The sequence below is a fragment of the Brachybacterium paraconglomeratum genome (assembly GCF_003994255.1).
GTDB lineage: Bacteria > Actinomycetota > Actinomycetes > Actinomycetales > Dermabacteraceae > Brachybacterium > Brachybacterium conglomeratum.
On record NZ_ML133851.1, the window covers coordinates 1 to 20561 of the forward strand.

Genomic DNA, 20561 nt, shown 5'->3' on the forward strand with positions numbered 1-20561 from the left:
CACCGTCATCGTTCGACTTGCATGTGTTAAGCACGCCGCCAGCGTTCGTCCTGAGCCAGGATCAAACTCTCCATGAAAATCATGAAAAACTATAAACCTGACAAAATAAACAAACAACCAGCATTAACTGCTGTATCATCCGTTATAATCTGCCATTCAAAATAATGGCATCGATAAACAGACACGCTATTGAGATATCAAGCAACACGCGCACTCAGCGTTCTGAACTCTTTCAAGCTCTTCACCCTGAGGCAACCCGTCTAACTTAGGACTTCCGCTCCCCCGAGTCAAATCGCTGCGGTGTGATCCGCGCCGCGATCCTCTTCCGAGAACCTTCCGTCCCAGGTCAGGACCAGTTCCAACCTCTCGACCATGGGCCGATCCGCTGTCCCGATCTCCTGGGCACGAGGAAGAACATTACGGGGGTTGCGAGGCCCCGTCAAGCCAGAACGGCCCTTTTCGAGGTGGCCTCGACCACATCGCTCCCCGTCGAGGTGCGCATCGGCCCCGACGCCGATCCTCGTCTCGCCTGTACGTGCAGGTCAGGGCGAGGATCGAGGGAGGTCAGCGAGCGGGCACCACTCCACGGTGCAGGGCGACGATGCCCCCGCTGAGGTTCCGGTACTTGACCTGCTCGAGGCCGGCCTGTGCGAACCATCCTCGCAGCGCCTCCTGGTCCGGCCAGTCCAGGATCGATTCTGCGAGGTAGTCGTAGGCGTCGGCGCTCGTGGCGACGCGTCGTGCCACGGCCGGCAGCGCACGCAGCAGGTAGTTCTCGTAGACCGTACGGAAGGGGCGCCACGTCGGGGTCGAGAACTCGCACACCACGACGCGGCCGCCCGGGCGCACCACCCGGGACATCTCTGCGAGTGCCAGGCGCGGCTCATGGACGTTGCGCAGGCCGAAGGAGATCACCGCGGCCTCGAAGGAGTCGTCCGCGAAGGGGAGGTGCTGGGCGTCGGCGCCCACGAACGGAACCGGCGCACCTCGTCGGCGGCCCTCGGTCATCATCCCGAGCGAGAAGTCGGCGGCGACCACCTGCGCGCCGGCGCGGGCGATGGCGGCGCTCGAGGTGCCGGTGCCGGCGGCGAGGTCCAGGACCTGGTCCCCCGCAGCGATGTCGAGGGACTCGACCATCTTCTCGCGCCACATCCCGACCTGCCCCATGGCGGCGACATCGTTCATCAGGTCGTAGCGGCGGGCGATGCCGTCGAACATCGTCGCGACGTCGTACGGCTGCTTCTCGAGATCGGCACGGCTCATGCCCTGATCCTCGCACGGACCGTGCCCCGGGAGCGTCAGCCGGCCCGCACTCGCGACGCTCCCCGGACCGACCGAGGCGTCGAGGCCCGTTCCTGGAAGAATGCCCCCGGGCCGCCTCGTCACCGGGCGGCCCGGACCGTCCTCGTGAGGAGAGCTCGAATGACCGCTGCCAGCACCGCTCGCACCGACGCCCTGCGCGCCCTGACCATCCCCTCGGAGCTGCTGCCCTCCGACGGACGCTTCGGCTCCGGTCCCTCCCGGGTGCGCGATGCGCAGATGGAGGCGCTCTCTTCGGTGTCCCGCACGGTGATGGGCACCTCCCACCGTCAGGCGCCGGTCAAGCAGGTCGTCGCTCGGGTCCGTCAGGGCCTGGCCGAGCTCTTCTCCCTCCCCGAGGGGTACGAGGTCGTGCTCGGCAACGGAGGCTCCACCGCGTTCTGGGACGTGGCCGCCTACGGGCTGATCGAGAAGCGCTCCCAGCACCTCGTGCTCGGCGAGTTCTCGCAGAAGTTCGCCGCAGAGACCGCCGGCGCACCGCATCTCGCCGAGCCCGAGGTCATCCGCGCCGAGCCGGGGAGCTGCCCCGCCCCGCGCGTCTCCGAGGACGTGGACGCCTATGCCTGGCCGCACAACGAGACCTCGACCGGCGTGATGGTCCCGGTCGCCCGTCCCGAGGGCGCGCGCGAGGACCAGCTCGTGCTCGTGGACGCGACCTCCGTGGCCGGCGCCGCGCAGGTGGACGTCTCGGCGACGGACGCGTACTACTTCGCCCCGCAGAAGGCCTTCGCCTCCGACGGCGGGCTGTGGCTCGCGATCCTCTCCCCCGCCGCGATCGAGCGCGCGGAGCGGCTCGGCACGGCGGAGGACCGCTGGATCCCGTCGTTCCTCTCCCTCACGGCCGCGATCGACAACTCCCGCAAGGACCAGACGCTCAACACCCCGGCGGTGGCGACCCTGGTGCTGATGGCCGAGCAGATCGAATGGATGCTCTCCCAGGGCGGTCTCGCCTGGGCGGACTCCCGCACCCGCACGACCAGCGGCATGCTCCAGGCCTGGGCGGAGCGGCGCGGGGAGATCACCCCCTTCGTCGCGGACCCGGCGGCGCGCTCGCAGGTCGTGACCACCCTCGACGTCGACGACTCGATCGACGCCACGGCGATCACCTCCGTGCTGCGTTCCCACGGGGTCGTCGACATCGAGCCCTACCGCAAGCTCGGACGCAACCAGCTGCGCATCGCGACCTTCCCGGCCGTGGACGAGCAGGACGTCGCCGCGCTGATCGCGGTCCTGGACCACGTGCTCGACCGCTCGGCCGACGCCGTCTCCTGAGCAGCTCGCCGGGCCGGGCGGCTCCCGCGCGCTGACCGCTGCATGTCGGCCCGCCTGGCCGCGAGACCACGAAGGGCCCCGTCCGAGGACGGGGCCCTTCGTGCATGGGGCGCGTGGGCAGGAAGTCCGTTCGGTCCTGCGGAGCGGCTGCCAATGGACCCGGGGCGGGCGGAGCCGCGCGTCGTCGTCCACCCGGCCCCGCCACGGCGTCCCGTCGCTCCCACGGCGACGCCTCGACTCCCCCGCTGCTGCGCCCCGTCAGTCCCGCGGCGGGACCAGCGTGCGCCGCAGCAGGGCGGTCGCCTCGCGCAGGCTCTCCCGCTCCGCGGCGCTGATCCCGTCGAGACGGGAGCGCAGCCAGGCGTCCCGCTCCGCGCGGCCGGCCCGCACGAGCTCCCTGCCCCGGTCGGTGAGGGTCACCCGCACCTGCCGACCGTCCTCGGGGTGGGCGGAGCGGCGGACGAGCCCCGCCTCCTCGAGGCGGCCGAGCACGCGGGTCATCACCGGGGGGCTCACGTGCTCGAAGTCGGCCAGCGTCCCCGGGGTGGACTCCTCCGCCCGGTCCAGGTGCGCGAGCACCGAGAACTGCGAGGCGGAGACCGCGTGCGAGGCGGTGTGCGAGCGCAGGATCCGCGAGGAGACCAGCAGCAGGCGCTGCAGCTCGGCGGCGAGCTCGGCGATCTCGGCCTCCGCCCCCGGGATCGGTCACAGCAGCAGGCCCTCGACCGCGCCGCGCAGGAAGTACGCGACGAACATCAGGGCGATCACGTACATCAGCCAGTGGATCGAGCGTGCCTTGCCCCGCACCAGCTTCAGCAGCACGTACATGATGAAGCCGGCGCCCATGCCCACGGTGATCGAGTACGCGAAGGGCATCAGGATGATCGTGAGGAAGGCGGGGATCGCGATCTCGACGTCGGTGAAGTCGATGTCGGTGATCTGGGTCATCATCAGGAAGCCGACCATCACCAGCGCCGGGGTCGCCGCCTCGTAGGGCACCATGCCCACGAGCGGCGAGAGGAGGGTCGAGAGCAGGAACAGCACGCCGACGACCACGGCGGACAGCCCGGTGCGCGCGCCCTCGGCGACGCCGGAGGTGGACTCGACGAAGCTCGTGTTCGAGGAGACTCCGCCCATGCCGCCGGCGATCGCCGCCGCGGAGTCGACCACGAGGATCCGCTGGGAGTGCGGGATGTCGCCCTGCTCGTCGACGAGGTCCGCCCCCGCGGCGACCCCGACCATGGTGCCCATGGTGTCGAAGAAGTCGGCCAGCAGCAGCGAGAAGACGATGACGCTCGCGCCGACCGCTCCCGCGGCGGTGATCCCGCTGATCGGGTCGACGGTCAGCAGCGTGGAGAAGTCGGGCAGCTGGACCGGGAACTCGGAGACGGCCGGGACGTTCATCGCCCACCCGCCCGGATTGCCGGGGCCGTCGGTGCCGGCCGGGGCGAAGGCGCCCAGGTGGAGCACGCGCTCGATCACGATCGACAGCGCGGTCGCGGTGACGATGGCGATGAGGATCGCGCCGGGGACCTTGCGCACCCAGAGCACGAACATGAGCAGCAGCCCGGCGACGAACACGAAGGTGGGCCAGCCGGTGAGGGACCCGTCGTTGCCGAGCTGGACCGGGGTGCCGTTCGCGGTCGTCACGAACTTCGCGTTGTACAGGCCCAGGAAGGCGATGAACAGCCCGATGCCGACGGCGATCGCGGTCTTGAGGAAGGCCGGGACGGCGTCGAAGACGGCCTTGCGGAAGCCGCTGAGCACCAGCAGCAGGATGACGACGCCCTCGATGACGACGAGGCCCATGGCACCGCCCCAGGTCATGCCCGGCAGCGGGACGACGGAGTAGGCGAGATAGGCGTTCAGCCCGAGCCCGGCGGCCAGTGCCAGCGGGAACTTCGCCCACGCCCCCATGAAGATGCTCAGCAGTCCTGCGATGAGCGCGGTGCCGGCGGCGACGGCGGGGAGGTTCGGCTCGGTGCCGCCGCCGAGGTACATCCCGGTCGAGTCCGGGACCGTGCCGATGATCAGGGGGTTCAGCACCACGATGTAGCACATCGAGAAGAAGGTGACGATGCCGCCGCGGATCTCCCGGGGGATCGTCGAGCCGCGTGCGGTGATGTGGAACCAGCGGTCCAAGGCGCCGCGCGGCGCCTCGGGGGTCGTGGTCGCGGCGTCGGGGGCTGTGCGAGAGGAGGAGGGGGAGGGATCGGCCTGCTGCATGAGGGCGATCGTATCGGCCCTGCGCCCACCGGGCCCCTGCCGGGGAGGGGGGTCCCGCCCGGGACCCGGTGGTATCGGTCTCAGTGGGAGCGCGCGGCGCGCTCGGCCTCCTCGAGGCGGCGCTCGTGGCGGTAGTCCTCGTGCAGCTCGAGGCGGGAGGCGGCGGCCTCGTCGGCGACGACGACGACCTCGGGGTGCATCTGCAGCACGGTCGCGGGCCAGCGCGCGCTGATCCCGCCCTCGACGAGCTGGGCGATGGCCGCGGCCTTGTTCTCCCCGGAGGCGACCAGCACGATCCGCCGTGCCTCGAGGATGGTCCCTAGCCCCTGGCTGAGGGCCTGGATCGGGACGTCCTCGGGGCTGGCGAAGTAGCGCGAGTTGTCGGCGATGGTCGAGCGGGTCAGGCCCACGACCCGGGTGCGGGAGCCGAGGGAGCTGCCGGGCTCGTTGAAGGCGATGTGGCCGTTGGAGCCGATGCCGAGGACCTGCACGTCCACTCCGCCGGCGTCCCGGATGCGTCCGTCATAGGCCACGGCCTCGGCGTGCGGGTCCTCGGCGGTGCCGTCCGGGGAGTCGACCCTCTCCTCGGGCAGGTCGATGTGGTAGACGAGGTTCTCGCGGATGAAGCGGTGGTAGCTCTGCTCGTGCTCGTCGGGCAGGCCCACGTACTCGTCGAGGAGGAAGGCGCGCGCGTCGGCGAAGGAGAGCCCCTCCTCGCGGTGGCGGCGGATCAGCTCCTGGTACGCGGACAGCGGCGAGGAGCCGGTCGCCAGGCCCAGCACCGGGCCCCGGTCGTCCGCCTGCTCGAGGACGCGCTGGATCTCGTCGGCGACGACGACGCCTCCGGCCGCGGCGTCCTCCACGATGTGGATCTGCATGGTCCTGCCCCTCTCCGGCCGTGCGCCGGATGCTCTGCGCCGCGCCGCTGCCGCGTGCGCGAACGTGCTCGTCTGCGTGACCCTCCGAGGATACTCGCTCACACGGGCCTCGAACATGACGACGCCGCCGCCCCGTGAGGGGCGACGGCGTCATGTCGCGGGGACGCTCAGCGGCGTCCCGCGCGGATCACTTCTTCTTGCCGGAGCTCGCGGCGAGCTCGAAGGCGGCGCGCGGGGTCTCCGCCTGCGGGATGCCGATGATGTCGCGGCGGGAGACGAGGTTGCCCACCCAGCCTGCGGCCACGGAGACCTTCCGGCCGAGGGTCGGCATCGCGTACAGGTGGTACGAGCGGGCCATCGCCCAGGCCGGGAGGCCGCGGATGTCCAGCTCCTTCTCGCCGAGCATCAGGCGGCCGACGCCCTTGTACATGCCGAGGGTCGCGAAGACGCCGAGGTTCTTGTGGTAGTAGTCCACCAGCGGGCGGCCCTGGACGGAGCGCGCGATGTTGTCGGCCAGGCGCTTGGCCTGGCGCACCGCGTGCTGGGCGTTGGGCGGGCAGAACTTGCCCTCGCCCGAGGCGAGGTCCGGCACGGCGGCGCAGTCGCCGGCGGCGAAGACGTCGTCGAAGGGGCCGTCCTCGCCGTTGACGCGCAGGTCGGGCAGGACCTGGACCTTGCCCATGAGCGGGCCGCGCTCGGTGACGATCGGGAGGTCGGAGGTCTCCTCGTCGAAGAGCACCGGGTTCGGCTTGACGCCCGCGTTCCACACGAGCAGGTCAGTCTCGAACTCGTCGCCGTCGCTGGTCTTGATCACGCCGTTCTCGGCGGAGTTCAGGAAGGTCTCGAGCTTGACCTCGATGCCGCGCTCGCGCAGCCGGTTCAGCACGTAGGCGCGCTGGTCCTCGGTGAGCTCCGGGAAGATGAAGGGGGCGCCGTCGACGAGCACGAAGCGGATGTCGGAGGCGTGGAGGTCGGGGTAGTAGCGCAGGGCGTCGCGCACCATGTCCTCGGCCTCGGACACGGCCTCGCCGCCGGCGAAGCCGCCGCCGATGAAGGTGAAGGTGAGCAGGCGCTTGCGGAGCTTGGGATCCTTCGTGGTCGCCGCCTCGGCGAGGTTGGCGAGGATGCGGTCGCGGACGGCCGCGGCCTCCTCGACCTGCTTGAAGCCGATCGCGTTCTCGGCCAGGCCCGGGATCGGGAGCAGACGCGGGACGGCGCCGAGGCCCACTACGAGGTAGTCGTAGGAGATATCGAGCTGCTCGCCCTCCTCGGTGTCCACCACCACGGTGTGCTCGGCGCTGCGGATCGCCGCGACGGAGCCGGTGACGACCTTGGTGCCGGTGAGGATCTTGCGCAGCGGCGCGAGCACGTTGCGGGGATCGATGCTGCCGGCGCCGACCTCGGGGAGGAAGGGCGCGTAGGTCATGTACGGGCGCGGGTCGACGACGGTGATCGCGACCTCCGCTCCGAGCGTCTTGCGCAGCTCGGACGCAGTGGTCATGCCGACGGAACCGCCGCCGAGGATGAGGACATGGGGCTTGCCGCCGAAGGTGTTGGTCATGGACCACAGCCTAGGACCGTATGGTCGCTGAGACAAAAGCACCTCGTCAGGTGGTCACCGCCCGACGCGCGGAGGGTCTCAGGGCACGTGGTCGAGCAGATCCAGCGCCATCCCGTCGAGGATGTCGTGCTCGCTCGTGCGGGTCTCGGTGATGCCGGAGGCTGCGGCGACGCGCTCGACGATGCGCGACCAGATCAGTGCGCCCGCGCCGATGACGTCGATGCGCCCGGGGTGGATCACCTGGTGGCGCGCCCGTTCCTCGCGGGTCTCCCGCAGCAGCGTCTCGCACAGCGCGCGGACCTCGTCGACGGGCAGGGCGGCGCCGTGGGTGACATCGGGACGATAGTCCCGGATCCCGGTGGCGACCGCGGTGACCGTGGTCACGGTCCCGGCGACGCCGACGAGCGAGGCGACCCGCTCCAGCGGGATCGCCTCCGCGGCCTCGTCCAGCAGGGCGTCGATGTCCGCCGTGGCGGCGGCGATCTCGTCGGCGGCGGGCGGGTCGGAGCGCAGGTGGCGCTCGGTGAGGCGGACCGATCCCATGTCCAGGCTGATCCGGTGGGTGGGGGCGGTGGTGCCGAGCACCAGCTCGGTGGAGCCGCCGCCGATGTCGACCACCAGCGCGGGTCCGGCGGGCAGGCCCTCGACGGTGCTGACCGCGCCGCGGTAGGACAGCTCCGCCTCCTCCTGGCCGGAGATGACCTCGGGGTCGATGCCGAGGATCGCGCGGATGCCGGAGATGAAGTCCTCGCGGTTGGAGGCGTCGCGGGTCGCGGAGGTGGCCACGAAGCGGACGTCCTCGCGGCGCACGCCGTGGTGCTCCACCAGCGCCTGGTATCGGCGGGCGGCGTCCAGCGTGCGCTCGACGGCGACGGGGTCGAAGCGCCCGGTGCGGTCCACGCCGAGCCCGAGGCGGACCATCTCCAGGTGCCGCTCGAGGTCGACGAGGCGCCCGGTGGCCTCGTCGCGCCGGGCGATCAGCAGGCGGATCGAGTTGGTGCCGCAGTCGATCGCGGCGACGGGCGCGCTCATCGTCCCTCCTCGCCCTCGTCGGTGCGGTGCTCGTCGGGGTCGGTCCCGGGCTCCTCGTCCTGGCAGCGGCACACGAGCTCGGGCGCGGCGCCGTCGATCATCGCGAGCACCTGGTCACCGACGGGGTTGATGCCCGGTCCCTCGGCGAGGGACTGGCCGGCGAGGGCGTGGAGGCACTTGACGCGCGTGGGCATGCCGCCGGCGCTGACGTGCGCGACCTCCTCCGCCTCGCCGATCTCGGCACGGCGCGCCAGGTAGCGCTCGTGCGCCGCGCGGTACGGGGCGGCGAGCTGCTCGTCGCTCTCGAGACGCTCGGTGAGCTCGGCCATCAGACCGGTCGCCTCGAGCCGGGAGAGCTCGAGGGTGAGCCAGGGAAGGGTGAGGTACAGCGAGGTCGGGAACGGGGTGCCGTCCTCGAGGCGCGGCGCGGTGCGCACCACGGCGGGGCGCCCGCAGCCGCAGCGCCTGGCGATCGAGACGACGCCGCGCATGTCGCGGCCGAGCTGGAGGCGCATGATCTCGAGGTCGCTCGGCGAGGCGGGCGTCTCGTGGGGAAGGGGGGCGAGTGAGGTCACTGGTCGTCGTCCTGATCGGTGGTGTCGGCGGGGTCCTCGGCCGGGACGTCCTCGTCGGTCGAGCCGGTCTCGTCGGGGATGTCCTCGGGGGTCAGGCGGCTCGAGCCCTCGACGCTCTCCCAGAGGGTCGAGTACCACTCGCCCTCCTTCGCGGCCTCCTCGGCCTGCTGCGCCTCGGTGAGAGGGACGTCCTGGCCGGAGGTGTCGGTGAGGCGGTACTGGGTCTCCCCCGGCATCGCGAACAGGAGGCGCTCGCGGGCACGGGCGGCGACATAGGTGGGGTCCTCCCACTGCGCGACCTGCTCGCGCAGGTCCTCGACCTCCGCCTCCTGCTGGGCGACCTGGCCCTGCAGGTCGGACAGCTTCTGGCGCTGGGCCACGTAGGAGTTCACCGTCGGCACGAGGGCCGCCAGCGCCACCACGACGAGAGCGACCAGCACGAGGGTGCGGCGCGTGATCGTGATGCCGGGCCCGTCCGGGCCGTCGGCGCGGGACGGGGCGGTGGCGGGGCGGGAGGCGGCGGCGGGGCCCCGGCTGCGGTCGCCGCCGGTTCCGGCGGAGGCGGACTGCCTGGTCCCGCCGGGGCGGACGGCACCGCCGCGGCCGGGGGCGGCCGACGGGCGCGAGGTCGAGCGCGCACCGGTGCGACGGGCCCCGGACGCGGCGACCGGGCGCCTCGTCGATCGCGGGGCGCCCGGTCGTCTGCTGCTCATGCGCTAGAGGATACGGCCTCCGCCTGGACGCGCCGCGCGGGAAACGCGGTGCGCCCGGGCGGCGGAGATCACGCCGTGTAGCGCGGGAAGGCGGAGGCGCCGGCGTAGCGGGCGGCCTCGCCGAGCTCCTCCTCGATGCGGAGCAGCTGGTTGTACTTGGCCACGCGCTCGCCGCGGGCGGGGGCGCCCGACTTGATCTGGCCGCAGTTGGTCGCCACGGACAGGTCGGCGATGGTGGTGTCCTCGGTCTCGCCGGAGCGGTGGGACATCATGGCCTTGAAGCCCGCGCGGTGCGCGAGGTCGACGGCGTCGAGGGTCTCGGAGAGCGAGCCGATCTGGTTGACCTTGACCAGCAGCGCGTTGCCGGCGCCCTCGTCGATGCCGCGGCCGAGGCGCTCGGGGTTGGTGACGAAGAGGTCGTCGCCCACGAGCTGCGTCTTGGTGCCGAGGCGCTCGGTGATGGCCTTCCAGCCGTCCCAGTCCTCCTCGTCCAGCGGGTCCTCGATGGAGACCAGCGGGTAGGCGTCGACGAGCTCGGCGTAGTAGTCCACCATCTCGGCGGAGGTCTTCTTCGCGCCCTCGAAGGTGTAGGCGCCGTCCTCGAAGAACTCGGAGGCCGCGACGTCGAGCGCGAGCGCGACGTCCTTGCCGGCCTCGAAGCCGGCCTTGCCGATGGCCTCGACGATCAGGTCGAGCGCGGCGCGGTTGGAGTCGAGGTTCGGGGCGAAGCCGCCCTCGTCGCCGAGACCGGTCGCCAGGCCCCGCTCCTTGAGCACGGCCTTCAGCGCGTGGTAGACCTCGGCGCCGACGCGCATGGCCTCGGAGAAGGTCTCCGCGCCGATCGGCGCGATCATGAACTCCTGGATGTCGACGTTGGAGTCCGCGTGGGAGCCGCCGTTGAGGATGTTCATCATCGGGACGGGCAGGATGTGCGCGTTCGGGCCGCCGACGTACTGGTACAGCGGCACGCCCGCGGAGGCCGCGGCGGCGCGCGCCACGGCGAGGGAGACGCCGAGGATGGCGTTCGCGCCGAGGGTGCCCTTGTTCTTGGTGCCGTCGAGATCGAGCATCGCCTGATCGATCGCGCGCTGCTCCTGGACGTCCATGCCGTGGATCGCCGGCAGGATCTCGGTGATCACGGCGTTGACGGCGTCGAGCGTGCCCTTGCCGAGGTAGCGGTCCTTGTCGCCGTCGCGGCGCTCGACGGCCTCGAACTGGCCGGTGGAGGCGCCGGAGGGGACCGCCGCGCGCTCGAACGTGCCGTCGTCGAGCAGGATCTCGACCTCGACGGTGGGGTTGCCGCGCGAGTCGAGGATCTCTCGTGCGAGGAGTGCTTCGATCAGGGCTGCCATGGGCTGTTCCTTCCTTCGGTGATGAAGTTCGAATCGTCCGGTCGGCGCTGACCGTCCGCCAGACAGTCTAGGCCGAGCGGCGCCCGCCACGCGCCCCCGTGCCCGCGGTTGCGGCCGGAGGGCGCCGACGGCGGACGAGTGCCCCGGTCAGGCGCCGGTGCCCTGCTCGAGCTCGCGGACGGTCCTCGCGAGCAGGGCGCGCAGCGCGGTCTCGGGATCGTCGTCGCGGCCCTCGGCGGCCACGACCAGGTCGAGCAGCGCCCGGCCGAGGTCGCCACCCCAGTCGCCGGCGTCCTCGGCCGCGGCCGCGGCGTCGGCCGCCGCGAGCAGCTGCTCGAGCCCGCCCGCCGACCGGGCGCGGTGGACGATCTTCGCCGTCGTCTGCAGGGCGGGCAGCTCGGCGGGGATCCCCTCGGCCCAGCCGCGGGGGCGCGCCGGAGCCGCCCCGGCGCGCCCCTGCTCCTGCAGGTCCTGCTGCTTCTCCTGCGCCTTGACGGCGTGCCACTGCGCGATGATCTGCTCGACGTCGGCGGGGTTCTCGAGCGCCTGATCGGGCGCGTCGCCGAAGACGTGCGGGTTGCGCCGCTCCATCTTCGCGACGAAGGAGCGGGCCACGTCGTCCACGTCCCAGGCCGGCTCCTCCTCCTGGCCCACGCGCGCGTGGAAGAGGATCTGGAAGAGCAGGTCGCCGAGCTCGTCGGGCAGCGCCCCGGGGCCGTGGCCGGCGGGGTCGTCGATCACCTCGAGCACCTCGTGGGTCTCCTCGAGGAGGTAGCGCGCGAGCGAGGCGTGGGTCTGCCGGTGGGTCCAGGCGTCGCCGCTCGGCGCCCGCAGCGCCTCCATCACCTCCACGGCCCGCAGCAGGGCGCTGCCGCGCGGTGCGGGATCGGTCGGGTCGGGGCGCTGCGCGGTGCTCACGAGGGCGAGGCTACTTCCTCGCCGGCCCCGACCCCGCCTCCGCCTGCACGACGGGCGCGGAGATCTGCTCGGCCGCGGAGGGCACGAGCACGCGCAGCACCTCGCGCGCCCACTCGAGCAGCGCGTGGTCGCGCAGCTCGGTGCCGCCGAAGCGGGAGGTCATCGGGCGGGGCACGAGCACATGGCGCAGGGCGGGCTTGAGCAGCGTGCCCGGGTACAGGCGCTTCATCCGCATCGCGACGGAGTCGGCGGGCTCGAGATGGGCGAAGCGGATCATCTTGCCCTGGGCCTGGACCTCGTCCACCCCGGCGGCGCGGGCGTCGATCCGGAAGCGGGCCACGTCCAGCAGCACCTCCACCGGCGCGGGCAGCGGGCCGTAGCGGTCCGCGAGCTCGGCACGGACCTGCTCGATCTCGGAGACCTCGCGCACCGCGGAGAGCTTCGCGTAGGCCTCGAGCCGCAGTCGCTCGGAGCCGATGTAGTCGTGCGGGACGTGCGCGTCCAGCGGTAGCTCGACTCGGATCTCCTTCTCCGGCGCGCTCGCCTCGCCCCGGAAGGCCGCGACGGCCTCCCCGACCATGCGCACGTAGAGGTCGAAGCCCACGCCGGCGATGTGTCCGGACTGCTCGCCGCCGAGCAGGTTGCCGGCGCCGCGGATCTCGAGGTCCTTCATCGCCACCTGCATGCCGGCGCCGAGGTCGGTGTTGGTGGCGAGGGTGGTGAGGCGGTCGTGGGCGGTCTCGGTGAGCGGCTTGCCCGCGTTGTAGAGGAAGTAGGCGTAGGCGCGCTCGCTCGAACGGCCCACGCGCCCGCGCAGCTGGTGCAGCTGCGAGAGCCCGAAGCGGTCCGCGTTCTCGACGATCAGGGTGTTGGCGTTGGCGATGTCGAGGCCGGTCTCGACGATCGTGGTGCACACGAGCACGTCGAAGTCCCGCTCCCAGAAGTCGACGATCACGCGCTCGAGCTGGTGCTCGTTCATCTTGCCGTGGGCGACGGCGACGCGGGCGTCCGGCACCAGCTCGCGCAGGTGCGCGGCGACGCGGTCGATGTCCTCGACCCGGTTGTGGATGTAGAACACCTGCCCCTCGCGCAGCAGCTCGCGCCGGATCGCGGCGGCGATCTGGCGATCCTCGTCGGCGCCGACGTAGGTCAGCACCGGATGGCGCTCCTCGGGCGGGGTCGCGAGGATGGACATCTCCCGGATGCCGGTCACGGCCATCTCGAGCGTGCGCGGGATGGGGGTCGCCGACATCGACAGCACGTCCACGTTCGTGCGCAGCGCCTTGAGCGTCTCCTTGTGCTCGACGCCGAAGCGCTGCTCCTCGTCAATGATCAGCAGCCCCAGGTCCTTGAAGCGCACATTGCCGGTGAGCAGGCGGTGGGTGCCGATCACGACGTCGACGCTCCCCTCGCGCAGCCCCTCGACCGTCGCCTCGGAGTCGGCGGCGGACTGGAAGCGGCTGAGCCCCTTCACGGTCACGGGGAAGCCCGTGTACCGCTCGGAGAAGGTGTCGAGATGCTGCTGGGCCAGCAGCGTCGTCGGGGCGAGCACGGCGACCTGCTTGCCGTCCTGGACGGCCTTGAAGGCGGCGCGCACCGCGATCTCCGTCTTCCCGTAGCCGACGTCGCCGAGGATCAGGCGGTCCATCGGGACCGGCTTCTCCATGTCCTTCTTGACGTCCTCGATGGTGGAGAGCTGGTCCGGGGTCTCGACGAACTCGAAGGAGTCCTCGAGCTCCCGCTGCCAGGGGGAGTCGGGACCGAAGGCGTGGCCGGGCGCGGACTGCCGGGCGGAGTACAGGCGCACCAGCTCGTCGGCGATCTCGCGGATCGCCTTGCGGGCCCTGGACTTGGTCTTCGCCCAGTCGGCGCCGCCCATGCGGTTGACGGACGGCTCCTCGCCGCCGACGTACTTGGTGACCTGGTCGAGCTGGTCGGAGGGGACGTAGAGCCGGTCGCCGGGCTGGCCCTTCTTCGAGGCCGCGTACTCGATGACGAGGTACTCGCGGGTGGTGCGCTTCGCGCCGGTGCCGACGGTGCGGCTGGTCATCTCCACGAAGCGGCCCACGCCGTGGTGGGCGTGGACGACGTGGTCGCCTGGCCGCAGCTGGAGCGGGTCGACCACGTTGCGGCGGCGGGAGGGCATCCTCCGCTCCTCGCCGCGGCGCGCCCCGGACTTGCCGGTGAGGTCGCGCTCGGAGGCGAGGACCAGCTTCAGGTCCTCGGCGACGAGCCCCTCCGCGAAGGGGCCGACGGTGACGACGGCCTCGCCGGGCTCGACGGGTCCCTCGAGCCGCTCGGCGAAGACGGCCGCCATGCCCTCGCCGCGGAGGTTCTCGGCCGCGTGGCGGGCCCCGCCCGTGCCGGCCATGGTCGCGAGGACGGACCAGCCGTCGGCGCGGCGGCGCTCGAGGTCCTTCGCGGCGTCGGCGGGCTTGCCGGAGTAGCCGGGGTGGGTGGACGTGCTCGAGGTGGTCAGGTCGAGGTCGGCGTCGAGGCCGAAGGCGGCCAGGGTGAACCAGGCGCGGCCGCCCTCGAGGGCGTGGCCCTTCGCCTCCGACAGGGGCACGAAGCTCGCCGCCCCCACGTCGATCGGGAGCCCGCCTCCGGCGGCGGCGCTGGACCAGGCGGCGGCGAGGAACTCGTCGGTCGTGGCGACGAGCTCCTCGGAGCGGGCGCGCGCCTTCTCCGGGTCGACGACGAGGAAGCGGGCGCCGGCGGGGAGCACGTCGGCGACCTGCTCCATGCCGTCCACGAGGACGGGGCTGAGGGACTCCATGCCGTCGGCGGCGATGCCGTCGGCGATGCGCAGCAGCAGGTCGCGCACGCCGGGCAGCTCCTCGGCGCGGGCGCGGGCGCGCTCGCGCACCGAGGGGGTCAGCAGGATCTCCCGGCAGGGCGGGGCGTCGAGCCCGTGCGGGACGGGATCGAGCGAGCGCTGGTCGGCGACGGCGAAGTACCGCACGTCGTCGATCTCGTCCCCGAAGAGGTCCACGCGCACGGGATGCGGCTCGGTGGGCGGGAAGACGTCCAGGATCCCGCCGCGCACCGCGAACTCGCCGCGCTTCTCGACCATGTCCACGCGCACGTAGGCGGCGTCGACGAGCTCCTGCTCCAGGTCCTCGAGGGGGTGCTCCTCCCCCACCAGCGCCCGGACGGGACGGAGCTCGCCGAGGCCGGTCGCGATCGGCTGGAGCAGGGAGCGCACGGGCATCAGCAGCACGTGCACCGGGTCCTCGTTCTCCGGATGGGCGATGCGGCGCAGGGTCTTCAGGCGCTTCGCGACGGTGTCGGCGCGCGGGGAGAGCCGCTCATGGGGCAGGGTCTCCCAGGCGGGCAGCTCGGCGACGTGCGCGGTGCCGACGAGGGCGCTCAGCGCCGCGCGGAGGTCCTCGGCGGCGCGGGTGGTGGAGGTGACCACGACCAGCGGCGACTCGGCGCTCGCGCGTCGCGCGAGATCGGCGACGACGAAGGGGAACAGCGCGGTCGCGGCGACGATGTCCCCGCCCGGGCCACGGTCCTCGTCCGCGCCGGCGGACTCGACGAGCTCGCGGATCGCGGTGAGATCGGCACCCTCGGCGAGGCGCGCGAGCAGCGGGGCGAGCGGCGGGGCGGACCGCTCGGCGCTCACGGCATCGGAGCCTGCGCCGGAGGCCCGTCCGGTGCGTGCGGCGTCGGTCGGCGCGGTCATCGGTCCTCCCGGGAGTGGAAGCGCTGCTGGGCGGCGGTGAGGCCCTCGAGGACGACGGCCTCGACGGCGTCGGCGGCGTCCGAGATCAGCAGCTCGAGCGTGCGGCGCTCGGTGGAGGTGAAGGGGGCGAGCACGTGGTCGGCGGTGTCGCGGCCGCCCGGAGGTCGGCCCACTCCGACGCGGACGCGCAGGTAGTCCTTGGTGCCCAGCGCCTTGGAGATGTCGCGCAGGCCGTTGTGGCCGCCCTCGCCGCCGCCGCGCTTCAGGCGCACCGCGTCGAAGGGGATGTCGACCTCGTCGTGGACGACGACGACCTGCTCGGGGTCGATGCCGTAGTACGCGGCCAGCGCCTTCACCGGACCGCCGGAGACGTTCATGTAGGTGGTGGTCTTCGCGAGGATCACCCGCTCGCCGGCGCCGGGGGCGCCGAGGCGGCCCTCCAGCACGACGGCCTGCGCCCGCTTGGCGGCGGCGAATCGCCCGCCGGCGGCGTCGGCGATGTGGTCCAGGACCATCTGGCCGATGTTGTGCCTGGTCGCGGCGTACTTCGGGCCGGGGTTGCCCAGGCCCACCACCAGGTACGGCCCGGGGCGGCGCTCGCTCACGGTCATGATGCTCCTCGTTCTCACCGGTGCGCGGCGGCGCACGACCCCGGACACCGTACCGGGGCGCCGCGCGATGCGCGACGCCCCGGCAGGCGGTGTGTGAGCAACGGAGCGGGACGGGGAGCCGACGGGCGTCCTGCCCGCGCTCCCCGTCCCGGAGGGGTCACTCCTCCTCGGAGCCCTCGGAGGACTCGGCGCCCTCGGCCTCGGTCTCGCCCTCGGCGCCCTCGGCGTCCTCGTCGACGACCGGCTCGAGGTCCTCCTCGGCCACGTGCGGCACCATGACGGAGACCACGAGGATCTCGGCGTCGGTGACGAGCTCGGCGTCGCCCGGGAGGACGACGTCGCCGGCGAAGAGCTGGTAGCCCTCCTCCTTGCCCTCGACGTCGATCTCGATCTGCTCGGGGACCTTGAGCGCGTCGACCGAGAGGGTCAGCGACTGCAGGTCGACCATCGCGACCGCGGGGGACACGGCCTCACCGGCCAGGACGACGGGGATGTCGACCTCGACCTTCTCGCCCTTCTTGACGATGATCAGGTCGAGGTGGTTCAGCGAGCGCTTGAGCGGGTGGCGCTGGATCTCCTTGATCAGGGCCAGGTGGGAGGTGCCGTCGGCGAGCTGCAGCTCGAGGAGGGCGTTGGGGTTGCGGGCCGCGAGCGCGGTCTCGTGACCGGGCAGCGACAGGTGCAGCGGGGCCTCGCCGTGGCCGTACAGGACGGCGGGGACGCGGCTCTCGGCGCGCAGACGGCGGGCAGCGCCCTTGCCGAAGTCCTCGCGCAGTTCGACGTTCAGCTTCTCAGCCATGGTGGTGCTCCTCGTGGATGCGGGGCTCGACGATGAGCGACGCCACGGGGCACAGGGAGGGCACGCCTCCCGGAGATCCGCACCGCGTCGATCACGGAGGGGGCAGGACCCCTCCCTCGCCGAAGTGACGCGCAGACACTACCACGCAGCCGCCCTCCCGGTGCCGGGGAGCCGGGCGGACGTGAGCGGCGCCGCACGCGGCGGCAGCCCCGCACCCGGCCGTCTCATCCCCCACCCACCCCTCACACTTCCCGACGGGACCAACGTCCCTGCAGGTCAGGAGGACGAATCGGTGACCTTGGTCCCCGCGCGGACCGGCCGGTCGGGCCTACCGTTGTTCTTGTCAGGACGACACCGCTGACATGGACATCATCGACATCACCGAGATCCGGGCACCGACCGGGTCGACACCGAAAGGCAGCTGCCGTGAGCGCCTCCGCCGCCACCCCCGCCGCTGCGACTCCCGCCCGCCCCGCCACCGCCGCCGAGCTGACCGCCACGCGGAAGGCGGGCTGGGGCTACACGCTCCTGGGCGTGACGCGCCTGATGGTCGGCTTCACCTTCCTGTGGGCCTTCCTGGACAAGACCTTCGGCCTCGGCTTCGCGACCCCGCCCGAGGGCGCCTGGCTGAACGGCGGCTCCCCCACCGCGGGCTTCCTCGGCGGCTCGATCGAGGGCGGCAACCCCTTCGCGGACGTGTGGAGCGTCTTCCTCTCGATCAACCCGCTCACGGACGTGCTGTTCATGCTCGGCCTGCTCGGCGTGGGCCTGGCGTTCATGCTCGGCATCGGCACCCGCGTCGCCGCCGTCTCGGCCGCCGCGATGCACACGCTCATGTACCTCGCCGCGTTCCCGATGTCGACCAATCCGCTCTACGACACCCACCTGCTGCTCGCGGTCGCCGTCCTCGCGATGGCGGGCCTGGCCGCCGGTGACCACATCGGCCTCGGCAGGCAGTGGAGCCGCCTCGTCAGGGGCAACCGGTTCCTGATCTGAGCCCCGGCACCACCCCGCCGCACGACGAAGCGGCCCCGTTCCCCGTCGGGAACGGGGCCGCTTCCCCGTCGGCCGCGTGCGGCGCGGGGCGTCGCGCCCGCAGGAAAGGCCGGCCCGGACCGCGTCGGCTCAGACCTCGCCGTCGAAGAGGCTCGTCACCGAGCCGTCGTCGAACACGGCGCGGATCGCCCGCGCCAGGAGCGGGGCGATGGAGAGCTGGGTGAGGCGGTCGAACTGCTTCTCCGGCGGGACCGGGAGGGTGTTCGTGCACACGACCTCGCGCACCTGGGAGTTCTTCAGCCGCTCGGTCGCCGGGTCCGAGAGGATCGGGTGGGTGGTGGCGATGACGACGGAAGCGGCGCCGTTGGCGATCAGCGCGTCGGAGGCCTGGACGATGGTGCCGGCGGTGTCGATCATGTCGTCGACGAGGATGCAGGTCTTCCCCGTGACGTCGCCGATCACGCGCTTGGCGACGGCCTGGTTGGGGCGCGTCGTGTCGCGGGTCTTGTGGATGAAGGCGAGGTTCACGCCGCCGAGCCGCTTGGACCACTGCTCCGCGACGCGGATCCGGCCGGCGTCCGGGGAGACCACGGCGATGTCCTCCTCGCCGTACTTCCTCTGCACGTAGTCGGCGAGGATCGGCAGCGCCATCAGGTGGTCCAGCGGCCGGTTGAAGTAGCCCTGCACCTGGGGGGCGTGGAGGTCCACGGAGATCATGCGGTCCACGCCGGCGGTCTCGTAGAGGTCCGCCATGAGGCGGGCGGAGATCGGCTCGCGGCCGCGGTGCTTCTTGTCCTGGCGGGCGTAGGGGAAGCTCGGCGCGATGGCGGTGATGCGCTTGGCGGAGGCGCGCTTGAGCGCGTCGATCATGATGAGGTGCTCCATCACCCAGGTGTTGATGGGAGCGGGGTGGGACTGGAGCACGAAGACGTCGGTGCCGCGCACGGACTCGCCGTAGCGCACGTAAATCTCCCCGTTGGCGAAGTCCCAGGCGTCCATGGGGAGGACCTCGACGCCGAGCTCCTCGGCGACCTCCTGGGCGAGCACCGGGTGGGCCCGTCCTGAGGCGAGGACCAGTCGCTTCTCCCCGGTGGTGACGATTCCGCTCATCGCTGCTCGTGCTCCTTGTGCTCCTCGGCGGCAGTTCCTGCGGGCGTCTGTGCCGCGGACCCCTGCTCGGCGTCGAGGGCGGCCCGGGCCGCGCTCTCGGCCGGGGTCCCCGCACGGCGTCGCAGGGTCCATCCTTCCATGTTCCGCTGCGAGACAGCGTTCACGCCCAGCGCTCCGGCGGGGACGTCCTTGCGCACGGTGGTGCCGGCGCCGGTCGCGGCGCCGTCGCCGATCGTGACCGGGGCGACGAGCACGTTGTCCGAGCCCACGCGCACGTGGCGGCCGACGGTGGTGCGGTGCTTGTTCACCCCGTCGTAGTTCGCCACGATCGTGCCGGCGCCGATGTTGGTGCCCTCGCCGATCTCGGCGTCGCCGACGTAGCTGAGGTGGGGCACCTTCGCGCCCTCGCCGATCACCGCGTTCTTCGTCTCGACGAAGCCGCCGATCTTGCCCTTCGCGCCGAGGTCCGTGCCGGCGCGCAGGTAGGAGAAGGGGCCGACGGTCGCGCCCTCGCCGATCACGGCGAGCAGCGCGTGGGAGCGGACCACCTCGGCGCCGGCGCCGACCTCGGTGTCGCGCAGGGTGGTGTCCGGGCCGATCACGGCCTCGGCGCCGATGTCGCTGGCGCCGTGCAGCTGGACGCCGGGGAGGATCGTCGCATCCTGGCCGATGGTGACGTCGGCGTCGATCCAGGTGGTGGCGGGGTCGACGATCGTGACGCCGGCGCGCATGTGGCGCTCGAGGATGCGGCGGTTCATCTCGGCGCCGAGCTGGGCGAGCTGGACGCGGTCGTTGACGCCCTCGACCATCATCACGTCCTCGGTGACCACGGCCCGCACGGAGCGGCCGTCGGCCCGCGCGATCGAGAGGACGTCGGTGAGGTACATCTCGCCCTGGGCGTTGTCCGTCGTGATGCGGCCGAGCGCGTCGCGCAGCACGGCGAGGTCGAAGGCGTAGATGCCGGAGTTGATCTCGTCGATCGCGCGCTGCTCGTCGGTCGCGTCCTTGTGCTCGACGATGCCCAGCACCTCGGAGCCGTCCTCGCTGCGCAGGATGCGGCCGTAGCCGGCGGGGTCCGGGACGCGGGCGCTGAGCACGGTGACGGCGGCGCCCTCGGCCTCGTGGGCGGCGACCAGCTCGCGCAGCGTCGCGGGGTCCAGCAGCGGCACGTCGCCGTAGGTCACCAGCACGGTGCCCTCGCCCGCGGCGACCTGCTCGAGGCCGCACTGGACGGCGCGGCCGGTGCCGGGGATCTCGTCCTGGTCGGCGACCCGCACCTCGGAGGCGTGCTCGGCGAGGTGCGCGGCCACGCGCTCGCGCTCGTGGCGCAGCACGACGACGAGCTCGCCGGGGCCGGTGCCCTCGGCGGCGGTGAGCGCGTGCACGAGGAGCGAGCGACCGCCGATCTCGTGGAGCACCTTGGGGGTGCGGGACTTCATGCGGGTCCCGGCGCCGGCGGCCAGGACGATGACGGCGGCGGGTGCGGTGGTCTCGGCAGTGGCCACGT

17 protein-coding genes and 1 rRNA gene are annotated in these 20561 nt (G+C 72.3%); 2 read left to right on the plus strand and 16 right to left on the minus strand.

Annotated elements, in window-relative coordinates:
* Both DS079_RS00005 and DS079_RS00010 read right to left on the minus strand, forming a co-directional pair.
* Window positions 1-77 (minus strand): 16S ribosomal RNA (locus DS079_RS00005); the annotation flags it as partial.
* A gap of 487 nt (window positions 78-564) precedes the next feature.
* Window positions 565-1263 (minus strand): demethylmenaquinone methyltransferase, encoded by a 699-nt coding sequence (locus tag DS079_RS00010; RefSeq protein WP_126984311.1) that lies wholly within the window; start codon window positions 1261-1263, stop codon window positions 565-567.
* Between the two features lie 159 nt (window positions 1264-1422).
* Between DS079_RS00010 and serC the strand changes: the two genes are divergently transcribed.
* Entirely contained in the window at window positions 1423-2592 is a 1170-nt protein-coding gene (gene serC, locus DS079_RS00015; protein ID WP_126984312.1) for a phosphoserine transaminase, read from the plus strand.
* Window positions 2593-2850: 258 nt separating this feature from the next.
* On the opposite strand, the gene DS079_RS00020 is transcribed toward serC, so the two are convergent.
* From DS079_RS00020 to DS079_RS00080, 12 genes are all read right to left on the minus strand, one after another.
* Window positions 2851-3294, minus strand: coding sequence for a MarR family winged helix-turn-helix transcriptional regulator (locus DS079_RS00020; RefSeq protein ID WP_126984313.1), 444 nt, complete (start codon window positions 3292-3294; stop codon window positions 2851-2853).
* A 3-nt stretch (window positions 3295-3297) separates the two neighbouring features.
* Window positions 3298-4818, minus strand: a complete 1521-nt coding sequence (locus DS079_RS00025) for an NCS2 family permease (protein ID WP_126984314.1) — start codon at window positions 4816-4818, stop codon at window positions 3298-3300.
* A gap of 80 nt (window positions 4819-4898) precedes the next feature.
* Window positions 4899-5696, minus strand: a complete 798-nt coding sequence (gene nagB, locus DS079_RS00030) for a glucosamine-6-phosphate deaminase (protein WP_126984315.1) — start codon at window positions 5694-5696, stop codon at window positions 4899-4901.
* A gap of 187 nt (window positions 5697-5883) precedes the next feature.
* Window positions 5884-7257 (minus strand): NAD(P)/FAD-dependent oxidoreductase, encoded by a 1374-nt coding sequence (locus tag DS079_RS00035; protein ID WP_126984316.1) that lies wholly within the window; start codon window positions 7255-7257, stop codon window positions 5884-5886.
* 78 nt (window positions 7258-7335) lie between these two features.
* On the minus strand, window positions 7336-8289 hold the full coding sequence (locus DS079_RS00040) for a Ppx/GppA phosphatase family protein (protein WP_126984317.1): 954 nt from the start codon (window positions 8287-8289) through the stop codon (window positions 7336-7338).
* On the minus strand, window positions 8286-8864 hold the full coding sequence (locus DS079_RS00045; protein ID WP_010551097.1) for a DUF501 domain-containing protein: 579 nt from the start codon (window positions 8862-8864) through the stop codon (window positions 8286-8288). Before DS079_RS00045 ends, DS079_RS00040 begins: the two co-directional genes overlap by 4 nt.
* Window positions 8861-9577 carry an FtsB family cell division protein gene (locus DS079_RS16975; protein ID WP_164736044.1) on the minus strand — a complete coding sequence of 239 codons (717 nt, stop codon included), beginning with the start codon at window positions 9575-9577 and terminating at the stop codon, window positions 8861-8863. Before DS079_RS16975 ends, DS079_RS00045 begins: the two co-directional genes overlap by 4 nt.
* A gap of 68 nt (window positions 9578-9645) precedes the next feature.
* On the minus strand, window positions 9646-10929 hold the full coding sequence (gene eno / locus DS079_RS00060) for a phosphopyruvate hydratase (RefSeq protein WP_010551095.1): 1284 nt from the start codon (window positions 10927-10929) through the stop codon (window positions 9646-9648).
* A gap of 147 nt (window positions 10930-11076) precedes the next feature.
* The gene (locus tag DS079_RS00065) at window positions 11077-11847 is read right to left on the minus strand and encodes a MazG nucleotide pyrophosphohydrolase domain-containing protein (RefSeq protein WP_126984318.1); all 771 of its coding nucleotides are present in this window, start codon (window positions 11845-11847) and stop codon (window positions 11077-11079) included.
* Window positions 11848-11857: 10 nt separating this feature from the next.
* Window positions 11858-15538 carry a transcription-repair coupling factor gene (gene mfd / locus DS079_RS00070; protein WP_241237497.1) on the minus strand — a complete coding sequence of 1227 codons (3681 nt, stop codon included), beginning with the start codon at window positions 15536-15538 and terminating at the stop codon, window positions 11858-11860.
* Window positions 15535-16149: an aminoacyl-tRNA hydrolase gene (gene pth / locus DS079_RS00075; protein ID WP_010551092.1), complete on the minus strand. Its 615-nt coding sequence runs from the start codon at window positions 16147-16149 to the stop codon at window positions 15535-15537. Before pth ends, mfd begins: the two co-directional genes overlap by 4 nt.
* 157 nt (window positions 16150-16306) lie before the next feature.
* Entirely contained in the window at window positions 16307-16948 is a 642-nt protein-coding gene (locus DS079_RS00080; protein ID WP_010551091.1) for a 50S ribosomal protein L25/general stress protein Ctc, read from the minus strand.
* Between the two features lie 426 nt (window positions 16949-17374).
* On the opposite strand from DS079_RS00080, the gene DS079_RS00085 reads away from it, so the two are divergent.
* Entirely contained in the window at window positions 17375-17944 is a 570-nt protein-coding gene (locus tag DS079_RS00085) for a hypothetical protein (protein ID WP_164736043.1), read from the plus strand.
* 129 nt (window positions 17945-18073) lie between these two features.
* Here DS079_RS00085 and DS079_RS00090 read toward each other — a convergent pair whose 3' ends face one another.
* Both DS079_RS00090 and glmU read right to left on the minus strand, forming a co-directional pair.
* Window positions 18074-19054, minus strand: a complete 981-nt coding sequence (locus DS079_RS00090; protein ID WP_010551089.1) for a ribose-phosphate diphosphokinase — start codon at window positions 19052-19054, stop codon at window positions 18074-18076.
* Window positions 19051-20559 carry a bifunctional UDP-N-acetylglucosamine diphosphorylase/glucosamine-1-phosphate N-acetyltransferase GlmU gene (gene glmU / locus DS079_RS00095; RefSeq protein ID WP_126984320.1) on the minus strand — a complete coding sequence of 503 codons (1509 nt, stop codon included), beginning with the start codon at window positions 20557-20559 and terminating at the stop codon, window positions 19051-19053. Before glmU ends, DS079_RS00090 begins: the two co-directional genes overlap by 4 nt.
* Window positions 20560-20561 lie beyond the last annotated feature (2 nt).